Annotated in this window: 11 protein-coding genes; 5 read left to right on the top strand and 6 right to left on the bottom strand. The window is 59.8% G+C overall.

Translation table 11 applies throughout. The annotated features are described in order from the left end of the window. Window positions 1-3: 3 nt before the first annotated feature. Window positions 4-828, top strand: a complete 825-nt coding sequence (locus OU694_RS07940) for an alpha/beta fold hydrolase (RefSeq protein WP_308910446.1) — start codon at window positions 4-6, stop codon at window positions 826-828. Window positions 829-970: 142 nt separating this feature from the next. Here OU694_RS07940 and OU694_RS07935 read toward each other — a convergent pair whose 3' ends face one another. After that, window positions 971-2,728, bottom strand: a complete 1,758-nt coding sequence (locus OU694_RS07935) for an LVIVD repeat-containing protein (protein WP_308910445.1) — start codon at window positions 2,726-2,728, stop codon at window positions 971-973. Window positions 2,729-3,148: 420 nt separating this feature from the next. On the opposite strand from OU694_RS07935, the gene OU694_RS07930 reads away from it, so the two are divergent. The 4 genes from OU694_RS07930 (at window position 3,149) to OU694_RS07915 (ending at window position 10,670) form a co-directional block, all read left to right on the top strand. Further along, window positions 3,149-5,527, top strand: coding sequence for a TonB-dependent receptor (locus tag OU694_RS07930; RefSeq protein ID WP_308910444.1), 2,379 nt, complete (start codon window positions 3,149-3,151; stop codon window positions 5,525-5,527). 89 nt (window positions 5,528-5,616) lie between these two features. Then, window positions 5,617-6,177: an NADPH-dependent FMN reductase gene (locus OU694_RS07925; RefSeq protein WP_308910443.1), complete on the top strand. Its 561-nt coding sequence runs from the start codon at window positions 5,617-5,619 to the stop codon at window positions 6,175-6,177. Between the two features lie 426 nt (window positions 6,178-6,603). Then, the gene (locus tag OU694_RS07920) at window positions 6,604-8,817 is read left to right on the top strand and encodes a TonB-dependent receptor (RefSeq protein WP_308910442.1); all 2,214 of its coding nucleotides are present in this window, start codon (window positions 6,604-6,606) and stop codon (window positions 8,815-8,817) included. A 131-nt stretch (window positions 8,818-8,948) separates the two neighbouring features. Further along, on the top strand, window positions 8,949-10,670 hold the full coding sequence (locus tag OU694_RS07915) for a carboxylesterase/lipase family protein (protein WP_308910441.1): 1,722 nt from the start codon (window positions 8,949-8,951) through the stop codon (window positions 10,668-10,670). A 9-nt stretch (window positions 10,671-10,679) separates the two neighbouring features. Here the strand turns inward: OU694_RS07915 and OU694_RS07910 are convergent, their stop codons facing one another. The 5 genes from OU694_RS07910 to OU694_RS07890 all read right to left on the bottom strand — a co-directional run bounded on the left by OU694_RS07910 (window position 10,680) and on the right by OU694_RS07890 (window position 16,664). Further along, entirely contained in the window at window positions 10,680-12,035 is a 1,356-nt protein-coding gene (locus tag OU694_RS07910) for a hypothetical protein (protein WP_308910440.1), read from the bottom strand. A 77-nt stretch (window positions 12,036-12,112) separates the two neighbouring features. Beyond that, entirely contained in the window at window positions 12,113-13,207 is a 1,095-nt protein-coding gene (locus OU694_RS07905; protein WP_308910439.1) for an alpha/beta hydrolase, read from the bottom strand. Window positions 13,208-13,277: 70 nt separating this feature from the next. Further along, the gene (locus tag OU694_RS07900; protein ID WP_308910438.1) at window positions 13,278-14,294 is read right to left on the bottom strand and encodes an alpha/beta hydrolase; all 1,017 of its coding nucleotides are present in this window, start codon (window positions 14,292-14,294) and stop codon (window positions 13,278-13,280) included. A gap of 30 nt (window positions 14,295-14,324) precedes the next feature. Next, the gene (locus tag OU694_RS07895) at window positions 14,325-15,404 is read right to left on the bottom strand and encodes a glycoside hydrolase family protein (protein WP_308910437.1); all 1,080 of its coding nucleotides are present in this window, start codon (window positions 15,402-15,404) and stop codon (window positions 14,325-14,327) included. Between the two features lie 15 nt (window positions 15,405-15,419). Beyond that, window positions 15,420-16,664, bottom strand: a complete 1,245-nt coding sequence (locus tag OU694_RS07890) for an MFS transporter (protein ID WP_308910436.1) — start codon at window positions 16,662-16,664, stop codon at window positions 15,420-15,422. Window positions 16,665-16,733: the final 69 nt, after the last annotated feature.

Genomic DNA, 16,733 nt, shown 5'->3' with positions numbered 1-16,733 from the left:
AATATGCCGTTCATCAGCATTGAAGGCGCAGAACTTTATTATGAAAGCCACGGCGAAGGCCCGGCGCTGGTGCTTGCCCACGGGATGGGCGGCAACCATGCCATCTGGTTCCAGCAGATCGATACATTCGCCCGCACCAACCGGGTGATCGTGTTCGATCAACGCGGCTTCGGCCTGTCGAAGGATCTGGATGGCCGCGGCCGCAGTGCCTTCGTCGACGACCTTGCAGCCCTGCTTGACGCGCTTGGCGAGGAACGGGTGGCGCTTCTCGGGCAATCGATGGGGGCAGGGACCTGTATCGGCTTTGCGGCGCGTTATCCGAAGCGGGTAGCTGCCCTTGCCGTTTCATCCTCGCTGCACGGCCTGATCGAGCCGGATGATGTAAAGACGATCATGGACAAGGCGCGCGACGCGACCGCCAACATGGACCTGATCGACCGCGTACTCGGCGACCGGACACCGCGTGAACGCCCGGAGATGGCACGGCTTTACCGCCTGATCAACAGTTTCAACGCAACGACACGCCACAATGTGACGGGATCATTCTACCCGATCGCGCCCGAGGCACTGGCGGAAGCAGGCATTCCGACGCTTTTCATCGCCGGGCATGAAGACAAGCTCTTCCCCGTTGAGGCCATCCGCCTGATGCAGGAACGGATCGCAGGCTCCTTCCTTGTGGAAGTGGTGGGCGCTGGCCACTCGGCCTTTTTCGAACGTCCGGGGGAGTATAACGACACGCTCCTCAGCCTTCTGCAGATGGCAGGGCATGTTGGCAAGACACGCCCCGCCCATTCGAACGCTGCGGGCTACACGCCTGTCGCCCCCTGATCTGACTGTTTAAGTAGTTTGTCCCAGACTTGCGCCGGCGGAGATAGTCCTGCCGGCGTTTTTTTATGGCCTGCCGCACCAAAAAGAAAGACGCCGCCCCCAAGGGAGCGGCGCAAGGTTTTCCGTTATTGCAGAGTGCCTGTCAGCCTTTCGGCGGCCAGGGCTTTTTGGGCGCTTCGAAAAGCGGTTCGCCGAGGAGTGGCGAGCTGACGGCATAGAAGCCATTGTTGGTGAAGACCCAGACGATGTTGCGGTCGTATTCCGCATAGATGCCGTAGGTGAGGTTGCCGAAGCTGTAGGAGGGCGCCTCCCCCTTCTTCGGGAAACGCGGCACGAAATAGCCGGCGATCTTCACATCAAGCGGATTGCTGACGTCGAAGAACTGAACGCCTGCATTATAGAAGGCATAGGGTATGATGCCCTGCCGCCATTTGCCCGGTTGCGTGGTGTGGTAACCCGGTCGTTTGGGGCCGAAGCTGCCGCGACGTTGGCAGAAATCAGTGAAAGCGGCATCGTCCGGCGGGGTTGGGCGCGGGAATTTGGCAACGATCTTAGGATTTTTCACATCCTTGGCGTCCACTACCCAGATATCCTTGTAGGGCTCGAAGCACTCGTCGTTCATCGGATAGCCGTTGGTGAAGACATACCCCGTGCGCTCATACTGGCTGACGTCGACATTGTCGAATTCGGTGCCCGCAAAGCGCGGCGCCGTGTTCACATGCCCGACCGGCTTCATATTCTTCGGATCGCTGAGGTCGAGGACATAGAGGCCAAGCGATGCCATCGAGCCGAAAGCATATTTGCCGCCTTTTTCCAGCGGTTTTACAAGGAACGGCGGCATGCGCGAGCCGAACCACGAGGTGCGGTTCCCCGCGCGCGGGTTCATCAGATAGGCTTCTTCATGCGCCGGATCGCCAAGGATCTGGCCGGGGGCGGTGAACTGGCTCACGAATTTCGGGTCGGCGGGGTCGGACATATCCCAGGCCTGGAAGCCTGCGGAATAGAGATAATCCGGGAATTCAGTCAGCATATAGCGGTCGTCGGGGGCGGCTGACAGGAACATGTATTTCCCGCCGAACCACGAGGGCACATCGAGCGAGCCCGAGCCCTGCTGCTGCCCGTTCGGCGCATCGGGGTGGCTCACATCCGTGGTGCGGGTGGCGAGAAGTTCCCAGTCATCAGGGTTCGGGCTGTTTACTGCAAAAACCTGGAAGCCCTTCAGGCCTTTCCAGTGCTTCAGGGTCTTCACGCCTTCGGGCTCCAGCAGCTTTTCGTCCATGATGCCGTAGCGCGGAATGGCGTGGGAGACGACGGCCACATATTTGCCGAGCTTCTTGCTCCACTGGATCGACATGGCGCCGGACATGTCGTTTTCGGCGTAAGGATTGACTTCCGGTTCTTTGGCGCGGCCTTCGCCCACCACATGGGTGCCTTTCAGGTGCACCAGTTTCACATTGCGGGGGTCGGTGATGTCATAGACGCCGAGGTTACGGCCACCCGATACATACATGTAACGGCGCCCGTTGAAGTCGACTATATTCTGCCAGGTGTGCCCGGCCGACATGACCTCGTTATAGAAGCCGAGGACGGTGACATTCTTCGTGTAGGAATTCTGGTCCCAATAGGTAAGTTGCCCGGTGAAGGAAGGGGCATCTTTTACAAGCGGCGTTGCCTTCGGGTGGGTGAAGGCGCCGGTTTCGGGATTGTAGCCATAATCCTTGTCGGGGATCGGGCGGGGCGGCTTTTGGTCGTAGGTAAGGTCATGCCATGCCCGGATATCCGGATCGGGGCTCGGGGCATGCACTTCGCCCGGTGCTTCGTAGCGCACCGGCTTTTCCTCGTCCTTGTCGGCGGTTTGGGCGGCAGGTGCCGTCATAAGTGCGCAAAGGGCAGTGGCCATCAGCCATCGCGCCCCTTTCGGTGTCCTTCTTTCAGGATACATTGTCATCTCCCTTCCTGATCTCTTCAAGGCGCCCCAAGCGCCCCCCAATGGTGAACACTAGCGAGGCAGGTCAGGTAGAAAAAGTAATGGTATCGGCCTCTGATATTCCGGATTCTTATAGGAGCTATGAGAGGGAAAGAGGCATTCTGCCATTCGTTATAACGCCGGGTCGGTATAACAAAACCGTAATAGAGCCCACATGAAACGATATTATTTTATTATTCCTGCCCCCCATAAGCTTTTTCTTGAAACCACAGGCAATGCGCCGAAGGGCAAGGGAAGTGAATGCATTGTGGTGACGGTCGCGCGGGCCGGTACGAATGCCCGTGCGAGAACCCAATGAACAGGAGGGGTAACGTGCACGATATGAAGTCAGGAATGAAAAGGGCGCTCTTGAGCAGCCTCTGTGGGGCAGCGCTGATAGGTGGCATTGAGGCACCGGCGGTGATGGCCCAGGATCAGGGTGAGGAATTCTATCTCGAGGAAATCATCGTCAATGCCCGCCGCAAGGACGAAGGCCTGCAGGACGTGCCCGTCAGCGTCCAGGTGTTTGATGCTTCGGCCATGGAAGAGGCCGGTATTCGCGATCTATATGAGGTCACGAACCGTATTCCGGGTGCCAAATTCAATATCGCGAATGCGACCGACCCCGAAATCTTCATGCGCGGTATCGGCTCAAACATTCAGGGCGCGGCCGCTGACAGTTCGGTCGGTATCTTTATCGACGGCGTTTATATGGCGCGTTCTTCGGGCGTGCTGGTCGATCTTTTCGATCTCGAACGCGTCGAGGTGCTGAAAGGCCCGCAAAGCTTGCGTTTCGGCAAGAATATCGTCGGCGGCCTTATCCACTATATCACCAAGAAGCCGGGCGATGAGACGGAAGGCAAAGTCGAGGCGTCATACGGCAATTATAACGCCGTGAATATTGCGGCTTCGATCCGTGGGCCGGTCAGCGACACGGTCTCGGCTGGGCTCACTGCCACGTCGCGTACCCGCGACGGCTTCGCCACCAACACAATGGGCGGCGATGAGGAGGACATCAATGTCCAGTCGGTGCGCGGCTCGCTGCGTTTCCGCCCGAGCGACAAGCTCGATGCCACCATCACGGCCGACTATACCCGTCACCGTGACGGTGCGCGCTGGGTTGATGTGGATGTGGCCGGTGACAGCCATGCCGTCACCTACAATTCCTTCTTCGCACCGCCGATCCCCGGCCTGCCGGACAGTTTCGTGCTGCCGACCCGGAATGCGCCGTTCAAGAGCAGCGACCCGCGCAAGGGAGCTCGCAACTTCTCGGGCTACCAGAATTCCGATCTTTATGGCATCGCGGCTAATGTTGATTATGACATCAGCGACAGCATGACCCTGAATTCCATCACCTCATTCCGCAAAAGCGATATTGAGGTGCGGGAAGATGGTTGCGGCATGTACTGGAATGTGCCGATCGATTCCGAAACGCAGGTACCGGTCATTGATGCCGTCATGGCGGCCGGGATCGACGCCTATCTGAATACTGTTCCGGATTGCTGGTTTGACCAGCAGAAGGCCGACGACGTGAAGCAGTTCTCGCAGGAACTACGCCTCTCTGGCGGCGGCGAACGGCTCCAGTGGTCGCTCGGTGCCTATGTGCTGAAGGAAGATATCGAGCGGCTTGAACGCGTCAGCTTCTACTTCCCGGATTTTGACGGCATCACCGAGTTTGCTTTCGCGATTGCCTATGGCGGTGAACCGGCCACACCGGCTGGCGGCACCAGCAACGCGCGGACGGGATCGAAGGCCACCAACCTCGGCCTCTTCGGCGAAGTGACCTACGACATCACCGAAAGCCTGTCGATCAACGGTGGCGTCCGCTATGCCTACGACAAGAAGAAATTCACGTCGAACCGCTTTGGCGACAGCTTCGACAGCCCACTGCCTCCGGGTGGTTTTACTGTCACCGACAAGGACAGCTGGGACGCCTGGCTGCCGAGCCTGACGCTGAGTTACGCACCCACTGAAGGCCAGAATTATTTCGCCCGGGTGGAACGCGGATATAAAGCTGGCGGCTATACGGGCGAGAACGCAGGCAACCCGCTTGATGCCATCGTTTCGTTCGCACCGGAATTCGCAACAAGCTATGAAGCCGGTGGCAAGTTCCTGCTTGCAGACCGCCGCCTGATGGTCAACGCGGTTGCCTATTTCACCAAATACAAGGACCTGCAGACCCAGCAGTTCCTGCAGCTTGATCCCACCCGGCCACCGGACAACTTCGTTGTGAACGCGGCAAACGGGGCGGAAGCCTACGGCCTCGAGCTTGATTTCAAGGCACTCCTTGGTGCGGGCTTTGCCATCACCGGCAACTATGCCTACAGCCGCTGCGAATTCACCGGCACGCTCATCATCGATGAAGACGGCACGGATGTGGACGGCAACACCTGCCGCCGCACCCCGCGCCATGCCGCCAATCTCGGGGCGAGCTATGAGGTGGATCTTGCTGACAATCTCGTCGGGTCGCTTGGTGCCGACTATCAGTGGACCGATGAATATTATTTCGAGAACACCAATACAGCGGACCTGAAGAACCCGTCGGAATTCACCTTGAACCTTTATGCCGGGGTGGCAGCCAAGGATGACCGCTGGCGGCTGAGCGCCTGGGTGAAGAACGTGACGGACGAGCTGAATTATGCCAGCCGTCTCGAGCTCTTCGGCACCTATTATGCCAACTATCAGGCGCCGCGCACCTACGGTGTGACCTTCACCTGGCGCTTCGGCCAATAAGGCCGGGCACAGTCAAAAAATGGCCGGCCTCTTCGGAGGCCGGTTCTGTTTCCGGCCCTTTGGGGCGATATTGATGTGGAGCCGTTGTCATGAAGCCGATCACCATCCTCGCCTTTTCCGGCAGCCTGCGTCGGGGCTCGTGGAACCGGCTGGCGCTTGAGGCAATGGCGGCGCTGGCACCATCCCATGTGCGGTTCACCTTCGCCGATATCGGCAGCCTGCCGCACTATGATCCGGCGCTCGACGGGGAAACGCCTCCCGAAAGCGTGGCGCGCCTGCGCGAGGCGATTGCAGCGGCAAACGGCCTGATCTTCGCAACGCCAGAGTATAATTACAGCACTTCGGGTGTGCTCAAAAACGCCATCGACTGGGCCAGTCGTCCGGCCTACCAGTCAGTCTTAAAGGGCAAGCCTGCCGCCATCCTGAGCGCCACGCCAGCCCTTACGGGCGGGGTCAGGGCGCAGCAGCATCTGAAGACCATCCTGTCAGCAACGCTCACGCCGATTGTTCCTTTCCCCGAAGTTGCCATTGGCCTCGCGCCGGAAAAATTCAGGGAAGGGGTCCTGGTGGACACAAAGACACGAGAATTCCTCGAGGGCCTGCTCAGGGCACTGTTAGCGTCGATTTCGCATGTGACAGCACGGATCTGAATGCGCCAAAACTGCGCCAAGTGCCTTCAGCTTATTGATTTCAATAAGACTCTGGTGCCGGCAGCGGGCACCAATGACTTTAAATTTTTGATTTTATTGATGTTTTTATTGAATCAGCCAGCAGAGTAGTTGCCGGTCCGATGCTGGGGTAGCGGCGAAGCTCAGGCCACTCCTTTCAGATCACTGGCTCAGTGGTGATTATCGCGGCTGGGGGCTTCAGTGTTTGGGTTAGCCATGTAAGGGCTGATTGCTGCGCTTTCAGAAAATCCTTGTTCTTTCCATTACGTTGGTCCGGGGTATTCACCTCAGCAGCGTCCGGAACTTTTCCAACAAAAATACAATCGTTTGTATTGGCCTCTTGTAAAGGGTTTTGGGCCGTGCTAGGGAAAAGCCAATCGATTGTACAGAGAGCATTGGGGAGGGATTATGCTTATGAACAACGCGAGCCTGCTGGATTCTGCCTCCAGCATGAACCAACGGGGATTCACGGCGACAGCTATGCGTCGTCCGGGTCTTTCATCCGGCGTGGCTGCTTATGCCATTCTGGCGGCTCTGGCCGGTGCTCCGGCCTATGCGCAAGAGCAGGGCGCAGCAGACGCTGACACCGAATTCGTTATCGACGAAATCGTCGTCTCCGCCACCAAAACAGGGGCGCGGGCACTGAGCGACGTGCCCATGGCCATTCAGGCCTTCAGCGGCGACTCGCTCGCTGCCCGCAACATCCGGGAAGGCGCCGAGCTGATCAAGCTGATCCCCGGTGCATCGCAGGCACAGGAAATCGGTGCCGGTTACCGCATCTTCTCGTTCCGGGGGTCAGGGGCCGGCGGCCCGGTCGGCGACGGGATGGTCGGCTATTATCTCGACGATACGCCCTTCGGTGTGCCGAACTTCCAGGCCGCGCCGCCGCTGCAATATTTCGATATCGAACGTGTTGAAGTGCTGCGCGGTCCGCAAGGCACGCTCTATGGTCAGGGCTCGATGGGCGGGGTGATCATCTATCGCACCAAGAATCCAGACCTCGAGGAATTCGGGATGGAGGGCGAGCTTTCGCTGTCCAAAACCAAGGATGCGGATGACTTCGACTATCGTGGTTCCGCCGCTGTGTCGATCCCGGTGGTGAAAGACAAGCTCGCCATCCGTATCAGCGGCAGCTACGACTTCCGTGCCGGTTACAACGATATCTATGAAGGCGCCCCTACGGGTACGCCCCTGAAGACGGACGCCAACGATATCAAGGCCGAGAACCTGCAAGCTGTGGTTCTCTGGAAGCCGAGCGACCAGCTGACGTTGCGGATGCGCGGCTGGCACTTCTCGACCGATCAGGACTATCTGAATGTGATGGACTCGGTCGATCCGCCGTATGCGGCCAATCAGGGCACGTTCGAGGGGTATGACAAGCGCAGTGCCAACTATTTCTCGAACACGATCACCTATGACTTCGATACGGTCACCCTGACCAACGCGACCTCCTATCAGCGTTCGCTGCCCGGCGGGTTTGGTGTGGGTCTTGGCCTTGGTGCGCCGCTTGGCACCGGCATCCTGATCAACGGGGGCGATGCCAAGAATTTCGTGAACGAATTCCGGCTTGCTTCATCGGATGACAGTCCGTTCCACTGGGTTGGCGGCATGTTCTACCAGAATGCCAAGGGCGTTTATGAGTTCAGCCTGAACTTCCCGACACTCGCCCTCGGCGGCGAGACCATCACGCGCACCGAGAACGGCTCGATCTTCTCGGAAATCAGCTACGATATGTTTGGTGGCAAGCTGGTGCCGCTTTTCGGCCTCCGTTATTTCAAGGATAGCCGTAGCTCGGACTCCGTTTCGAACGGCGTTCCGGCCGCAAGCGACGACAAGCTTGATGCCTGGACATGGCGGGCGAACCTTGCCTATCACCCGAGCGATGACTGGATGCTCTTCATCAACGCGGGTACGGGCTTCCGCAGCAGTATCCTGCAATCGCAGGCCCAGGCTGATGCCGTGATCGCGGACGGTGTGCCGAGCAATATTTCGCTGACTCCGGACAAGCTGCGCAACATCGAAATCGGCGCCAAGGGCTCGCTCTTCGATAACCGTCTGCAGGTTGCCGCCAGTGTCTATGATATCAAATATACCAACCTGCAGAGCGCCTTTAACACCTCGATCGGACTTTCCGCATTCGCCAACCTCGGGGACGGCAAAACACAGGGTATCGATGCCGAAATCCAGTGGATGACCCCGATCGAGGGGCTGCGGGTCAACGCGATTGCCAACTATAACTCGTCGGAATTCACCAACGTGATCCCGGCCTTTGCCGAGGCGACGCCGCGTGCTGCAAATGGCGAACGGCTGTTCAACACGCCGCCCTATAATGTCCGCTTCGATCTGGACTATAGCACCACGCTTGGTGACTGGGAAATGACGGCAAACGCCTCCGCCACCTTCAACGGTGAAGCGAAGAATCAGGATGCGACGGTCGACACGCTTGATGCCTACGAGCTTTATGACGCGAGCGTCGCTTTCCGCCGCGATCAATATGAGTTCCGGCTTTTCGGCAGCAACCTCAGCGATCTGCGTGGTCCTACCTCGGCCAATGGCCCGACCCTTCTTGCTGGACCGCGTCCCCGCACGATCGGTGTTGCCTTCAGGCTCTATATGAACTGAGGCAACCGTCTGAGCGAGTAAGAAGAGGGCCGGGTATCGAGAGACCTTGGCCCTCTTTCTTTTCAGGCAATCGGGTAGCGCTTTCCTAAGCGAAGGGTCGCCAGGGGCAAGGATATATAGGGGAGGCTTTGATGACCAAACATCCAGACGACACTTCAAATGATCACATGGGGCGGCGGGCCTTTCTGAAGGGTGCGGCCGTTCTCGCAGGGGCGGCCGCAGGGGCGGCTTCGGGCATGGGCGGGGTTACAGCCGCCGAACCTGCCTATGAAAAAGCAAAGGCCGGACGTGACCGGCTCGTTGCAAAGACCGGTGCGGCAATCGTCGAAACACAGTATGGCAAGGTTGGCGGTTATATCCGAAACGGGATCTTCACCTTCAAGGGTATGCCCTATGGCGCTTCAACAGGTGGCGAGAACCGCTTCCGTGCGCCCGAAAAGCCACAGCCGTGGGCCGGGGTGCGCAGCTCCCTGCATTACGGACTGATTGCGCCGCAGGACAAGGGCATGGGGCGCTTTCATGACGAATCCGCCTTCATCTTCCAGTGGAACGACAGCGTCGCGGGCGAAGATTGCCTGCGGGTGAATGTCTGGACGCCCGGTATCCGGGATAATGGTCGCCGGCCCGTGATGGTCTGGCTGCATGGTGGTGGCTTTGTTGCCGGATCCGGGCATGACCTGCCGGCCTTTGACGGCGAAAATCTGGCGAGCCGGGGTGACGTGGTGGTCGTCACGCTCAATCACCGGCTCAATCTTCTCGGCTATCTCGATCTTTCCGGCTACGGCGACCGCTATGCCCGGTCCGGCAATGTCGGGATGCTCGATATCGTCGCAGCGCTTGAATGGGTGCGCGATAACATCGCTGAATTTGGCGGTGACCCGGACCGGGTGATGATCTTCGGCCAATCGGGCGGCGGTGCCAAGGTCAGCGCCCTCATGGGCATGCCGGCGGCAAAAGGCCTGTTCCACAGGGCCGTGGTGCAAAGCGGCTCGTTCACCAATGCGATTTCGCAGGATATGTCGCGCCGCCTCGCCGATCTGCTGGTGGCCGAGCTGGGGTTGAACCGGCAAACGGTGGATGAGCTTCAAGCCATGCCGTATGACCACATCCGGCTGGCATGCGATGCCGTGATGCAGCGCGAGAATGCGCCATTCCCCGGTTATGTGGATGTGCGCCAGTTTGCCCTCAATCTGAATTTTGCGCCGGTGGCGGACGGCGCCGTTATCCCGGCGGCTCCTTTCGGGCCGACGGCACCCGGTATAACCGCTGATGTGCCGATGATGATCGGCACCACGCTCAACGAATTCATCAACGGGGTGATGACGCCCGGGGATGAAGGCATGGACGAGGCAGGCCTTGCTGCGAAGGTTGAAGCCATGTTCCCGGGGCAGGGCAGCCGGATCGTGCAGGCTTTCAGGGCGCACACGCCGGATGCATCGCCCTTCGATCTGTGGTCACGGATTGCCACGTCCCCCGTCCGGCAGGCGGCGATTGATCAGGCGGCGTCGAAGGCCGCGCTCGGCAAGGCGCCCGCTTATCTTTATTCGTTCAACTGGCAGCCCCCGGTTCTGGATGGCCGGCCCCGTGCCTTCCATTGTCTGGATATTCCGTTCGTCTTCGCCAACACCGACAGGTGCGACACCATGACAGGCGGTGGCCCGCGTGCCGAGGCGCTTGGCAACCGGATGGCGGATGCCTGGATCGCCTTCGCCCGGACAGGCAATCCCAATCATGCGGGCATCCCCGATTGGAAACCCTATGAGCCTGTAGAGGAGCCCTGTATGATCTGGGATGACGCGCCGAGGCTGGCGTTCGCCCCTGACAGGGATGAACTGCGCAGTATCAAGCGGTAACGGCCAGGGTCAGCGCAGGCGGGCTTTTTCCGATCCTTCGATCAGGTCAAGAAGCCCTTCTGCGATGGCCTCTTCCGCGCAGCCGGGTTTCAGGCGGGATGAGACCACCTCGAACGTATATTGGGCATAGGCGGCATCGTGGGGAATATAACCCGACGGTGCATAGCCGTTTGTCAGTGTTGCCATCACGGTCCGGGCAAAAGGCGAACGCGCCTTGAACTTCATGGCGATGGGGTTGAACACCTCGGCATTCACCCCGCCGATCACGATATCGCCCACGCGCAGGAGGCTGAGGCGAATGGGCACGGGATCTGCGTCCACATAAGTGCCGGGGGCTCCCGCCCGGCCTTCATCGGTGCGGGTGCGGCCGGGGCAGGTGATGTCTTTCTGGCTGCCGTATATCACGGGGACAGTTTCAGCCCGGTTCATATTGCTGCGCGCCACATGCAGCACTTCTTCACCCAGCATCTGGCCCATCGATGCGATCATCTGCTCTTGCTGTTTCATCAGCTTCAGGACGGCAGGGTTGCTGCGATCGAGCTCTTTGCCACCCGGCAGCATCGTATTGCTGATATCAATGCCGCGTGCTGCAAAATCCTTGATGCGGATTTCGCGCAGGTCATAGGTCTGCTGGAAAAAGATCGGGTTCTGGTCGCCAGCTGCCCCTTCTGACCACAAGGCGACCGCCCTGTCATCAAGCGCATCCTCGATATAGCGCGAGGTGGCGCCGGGAATGTCGCCGCTCACTTTATCAAGCTGGCCGGTGATCACCGCATGGACGGCATAATTATAATAAAGCGCGATCGGCTGGCCGTTCGTGGTTTCAACCTTCACAACGGCAACCGTTTTATCCGACGGGCCGTCATAGTTCGGCCCTTCCCACCATTTGCGGGTTTCGGGGTCGATCATGTTGCGGTTCACATTGATGAAGGAGACGCCTTCGCCATACGCGATCCTCGCGGGCTCCAGCCGGGCGTCGGCAGCCTTCAGGGCTTCGGCGATCCTGGCTGAAAGCACGGCCCCCAAATCGCGGGGCACACTATGGGTATGGGTGGCTGTCACCTGCAGCGCTTCTCTCGGAATGCCGAGTTTTGCGGATGCTTCGCTTGCAGCCAGCCAGACCTGATCGGGGATGGCGCCGGCGTCGACACTGACGAGGGCGGCCTTGCTTTTCCCCGTTTGCAAGACAAGTGCACGCACATAAACGGGATCGAGGATACCCAGATAGCCCTCCGGTAGCGCAGTGGCGTCCGGGGTGAATTCTACCTTTGCTGCCCCGGCCTTCAGGGTGGAGTCAACGTGATCTGCTGCATAGGCAGGCAGCGAGAAAAGGCCGAGCGCCAAAAACTTCAGGACTGGTTTCATGGGGTGCTCCGAGTGGTCGTGCAATGATCGAGGGTGCCGCACCGGCGAGGGACCGGTGCGGCAAACGCGGACAAGGGTCAGGCCGCGGGAAGTGTTTCACCGAATGCGCGGCGCAGTGCATTCAGTTTGGCCGTGGTGAACTGGCGCGCCGGGTAGGTTTCGGGGGCCACGCGGTCGAAGCCGTGGAAGGCGCCCGGTACCACCAGAAGCTCGGTCGGTACGCGGGCCTCCAGCAGCCGGGTCGCATAGGCAATGTCTTCCTGAACGAACAGGTCCACGCCGCCGACGGCGATAAAGGCCGGGGCAAGGCCGGACAGGTCTTCAACCCGCGCCGGTACGCCCGCCGCCGGCACGCCCTTCACACCCGGTTCCTGTCCGAGGAAGGATTGCCAGCCAAACCTGTTGGCCTGTCCGTCCCAACCGACAGTGGCGATATGAGCGGGCGGATGGATGGTCGAGCCCGTGCGGTCATCGAGCATCGGATAGATCAGCGCCTGCAGCACAAGGGGCACCTCGCCGCGGTCGCGCGCTGTGATGGCAAGGCGGGCGGCGTGGCCGCCACCGGCACTTTCACCCATCACGGCGATGCGGTCAGGGTCAAGGCCCAGCTCTGTTGCATGGTCATACATCCAGCGCAGGCCGGCATAATTGTCCTCGACAGAGCCGATATAGGTTGTCTCCGGCGCCAGCCGGTACTCAACGCTCACCACGATGCAATCAAGGTCGCGGGCGACTTCCTGTACATAGCGGATTTCCCACTTGGCTGCCCCGGCAATATAGCCGCCGCCATGCATGTGCAGGATCCCCGGGCGCTTGGCCCCAGCCTTGGCGTTGACGATGAAGATCTTCACGTCCGGCATGCCCTTGCCGACCGGGATGGTGCGTTCTTCTACCGGAATGTCCGGCAGGTGCGGGGCCGCAAAGGCAGCGCCGCCCGCCCGCAGTTTCGGCAACCCCTCCATGGTCAGGGGTGGCATGTCAGCCGTGAACTTCAGCACCTGCTCTGCGGCCGGGCGCAGCTCGGGGTCGATAGGCTGAAGCGGATCGCCGACGGGTGGCGGGCTCATGGCGGGTTCAGATGCCATGGCGGCCATCGCCTTCGGGGCGGTAAGTGCCGCCAGCATGGCCGTGCCTGTCAGTTTCATCAAATCGCGTCTGTTGAAGGTCGTCATCCATAGTCCTCCCGGTAGAAATCAACAGCAGGAAACGGCGATCCGTTTCCTACCCCCTCGAAATCGTTGGTCACTTGTTGCCCAAATGCCGATCCAGCCATTTGGCGAAAGCCGCGAGCCATGTGCCAACCGGCACGTCCGGCGATCCGAGCCCGAAGCCATGGCCGCCTTCTTCATAGAAATGTGCCTCAACCGGGCGTCCGGCCTTCCGCAGGGCGTCCATCATGAGCAGGCTGTTCTCAATGGGTACGGCCGGGTCATCCACGGCATGCATCAGGAACACCGGCGGTGTGTCGCGGCTGACATGCTGCGCGGGCGACCGGTGGGCCACCAGCGAAGCCGAAGGATTGTCACCCAGAAGCAAAAGGGCAGATTCAGCGTGCGTCACCGGCGCCTCAACGCTTATCACCGGATAGATCAGGCCGGAGGCATCGGGCCGTGCCGAAAGCTCGTCGGCGGCATCCACCGGCTGGTAGACGGTTTCATCATAGGCGGTTGTCAGCGATGCCCCGAGATGACCACCGGCCGAGAAGCCGACGACGGCAACCTTGTCGGCGCCGTAGCCGAACTTGGCTGCATGATGCCGCACCAGCCTGACGGCCCGTTGGGCGTCCTGCAGCGGCACGTTTGAACGGTTGGTCCAGCCTTCGCCCGGCAGACGGTAGACAAGGACAAAGACGGTGTAGCCACGCGCAGTCATTTCGGCGGCAAGATCCACGCCTTCATTCTGGATCGAGACAAACCTGTAAGCCCCGCCTGGAATGGCGAGGAGCGCCCGGCCATTCGGCTTTGCGGGACGGAAAATCCGCAGTTCAGGCATGTGGATGTTGCGGAGGAAAATGTCCGGCCACTTTTCCGGCAATTTCTGCGCCTCAAATCCTGTCTCTGGCGGCGAGCCCGGCCATAGCGGCATCACAGGAGCGTCGTCCCATGCTTTGGAACGCGGCGGCAGGGGCGGAAATCTTTCATCGGCGCTCGCGGGCAAGCCTGCGGACAAGTTGGCAGCAGCAAGCGCACCGATACCGGCCGCCAGCATGAACCGGCGACGGTCCCAAACGGATGCATGGTCATTTCTGGACTTGGTCAATGGACTGCTCCCTTTTTCTGCTCGGGCTTTTCAGGCTGTCTGTTTCATCCGCACGGGCGGCGCAAACGAAAGCTGCTTCAGCGGGCCTGCATTCTCGGTGTAGGGGCCGAGAAAGACCAGTTCTTCAGGGCTGAAACCTCTGGAGATGATGCTCGCCCCGAAAAGATCCCGCAACTCCGGCAGGCGGCTGCCCTCGCCGCCATAGGGCTGCCACGGTCCTTCCAGGTCATGCGACTTGTACAGCCGCATTTCCATTGTCACTTCCGCATTGGGCTGGCCTTCATAGAGCCTGTCGCAGGCCGAAATCAGCATCAGATACAGGCCGCTGGCCGCATCGAGATAGATTTTGGGAACCTCAGCCTGCGTGAAATCGGCGGCGTCCGGCAGGGCGATGGGAGGAAAGAGCCTGTCGATTACGAAGCCGTCTTCCGTTTCGCGGATTGTGGCGCGCGCGACAGCTGGCTTGGTGGGGCCAAGCTTGGCAGCCCAGACGGCATTCAGGATGCCACTTTTGTCGTAGAAAAGAAACGGATCCCGCCAGGCCAGAATGGGGCCGCCGGCTTCTCCTGCGTTGCTGCCGAGTTTGTCTTTGGCACCAAGATAATAGCCGGCCGCGAGAATGCTGTCGTAGTCCCGAAGAGGGCAGGACAGCGCCTCGCGCGACCATCCGCTGATGGCGTTCGGTGTGGTGCCATCAGCGATGCAGATGGTTTGCAGGAACTGCCGCTCATCCGTCTTCACGCGCAGGCCGGTATAACCATAGAGCCATGCTCCCGAGTGTGAGCGCAGCACCGAGCCGCTCCAGACATTGCGGCCATCGGCCCCGTCCGCGGCACCGCCGGGCTTGGCAACAACCCCGAGGTCCCGCCAGCTGATGCCATCGTCTTCCGACAGGAAGTGACGGATATGGAAGGGGTAGTTGTTCCGGTCTCCGGGCAGGATCGCGCTGCCGTCACAGGCCTGACGATTCAGGGCGAGGCAATAGAGATGCAACGACGATTGATCATGGGCCGTCCATGAATCCCACAGCCAGAGGTTCGGATGACAGATGCCATTGACAAAAATGGTGGGACTGGGCGGGGGAATATCAACGTAGAATGGGCTGGTCATGCAGGTTCCTGTCCATCACGAATATTGAAGGCGATTGGCTTGGGCGAGCGCCGTCTCCACGGGCTTGCGCTGCCAGTTCCAGAAGGCTCCGGCGCAAAGGGCGGCAGCGAAAGCCGTTGCCAGAACAAAGCCGATCCGCATGTCGCCTGCGCCGAAGCTGTCGCTGACAAAGGCCATCGCGAGCGGCGAAAAAGCCGCCGAAAGCGCTGTGAAAAACAGGATGAGCCCGGCAACGGCGCCGTGATCGGCCTTCGGGAAACAGCTGATCCCTTTCGAATTCAGGGTCGGGTAGATGACCGACATGAAAAGCCCGGAAAGGGGCAAGAGATACACGGCAACTTCCCGGCCCATCAGCACACTCAGCGCGAAACAGGCAAAGATGAGCGAGGTGAACACCAGAAGGACAATTGTCCAGTCGGCCTTCTGGAGCACATAGGCGCCGAGGAACCGGCCAGCCGCCCGCAAAGTGAAGAAGATCATCACGGCATAGGCAGCAAAATGGCCAGCGAGGCCGTCGCTGACGAAGCCGTCAAGGAAGGTTGGCAGCCAGACGAAGATGGCAACTTCACATGCGACATAAAGGGCGATGGCAAGCGAAAAGCCGAGCGCATAGCGGTCGCGCAGGAAGGAAAGGCTGCGCGACAGGGAAGCCGGCGTTTCCGATGGAGCCGCTTTTTCGGGGTAGCGGGTGAGGGCAGCGATGATGACCATGAGGGCACAAAGCGTGGCCGCGATCCCGTAAAGGTGGGTCCAGGAAAAACCCTGTCCTGTCAGTACGACCACCAGCATTGGCCCCATGATCGCGCCGACACCGAAGAAACCTTCCACCTTGTTCATCCGCACGGTGTGATCTTCAGTGGAATGCGAGATATCGCCAATCAGGGCGAGGGCAGCGGTCTTGAAAACACCGATTGCGAGCCCCGAGATAAAGAGTAGCGAAAGATAGAGATAGAACGACTGGCCGAGCATGAAGCTGGCGTTTGCCACCAGATAGACGCCGAGGCCCAGAATGATGACGGGCTTGCGGCCGAAACGATCCGCGAGGAAGCCAAGCCCCAGACCGCTTGCCGCAATCGCGATCATGCTGGCCCAGTGAAAGGCGCTGGCTTCTGTGTTCGACAGGGCCATCTCCACCTTGGCGATCCGGATGATCTCGCCAACTGCATCGGTCGTCATGGCAAACAGAAAGAACATGCCATAGGTTAATGCAGATATGATTGTGGCATTGGCCGATGGTCTCGGCGCGGAAACGTGCGTCATGTATGGTCCCTCCCCGGAGGACTATTGCACTATTGTACAAACGTTTGCAATGCCATAATACAAACGATT

Source organism: Pseudokordiimonas caeni (assembly GCF_026719705.1).
Classification (GTDB): Bacteria; Pseudomonadota; Alphaproteobacteria; order Sphingomonadales; family Kordiimonadaceae; genus Gimibacter; species Gimibacter caeni.
This window is presented reverse-complemented; position numbering and strand designations above follow the sequence as displayed.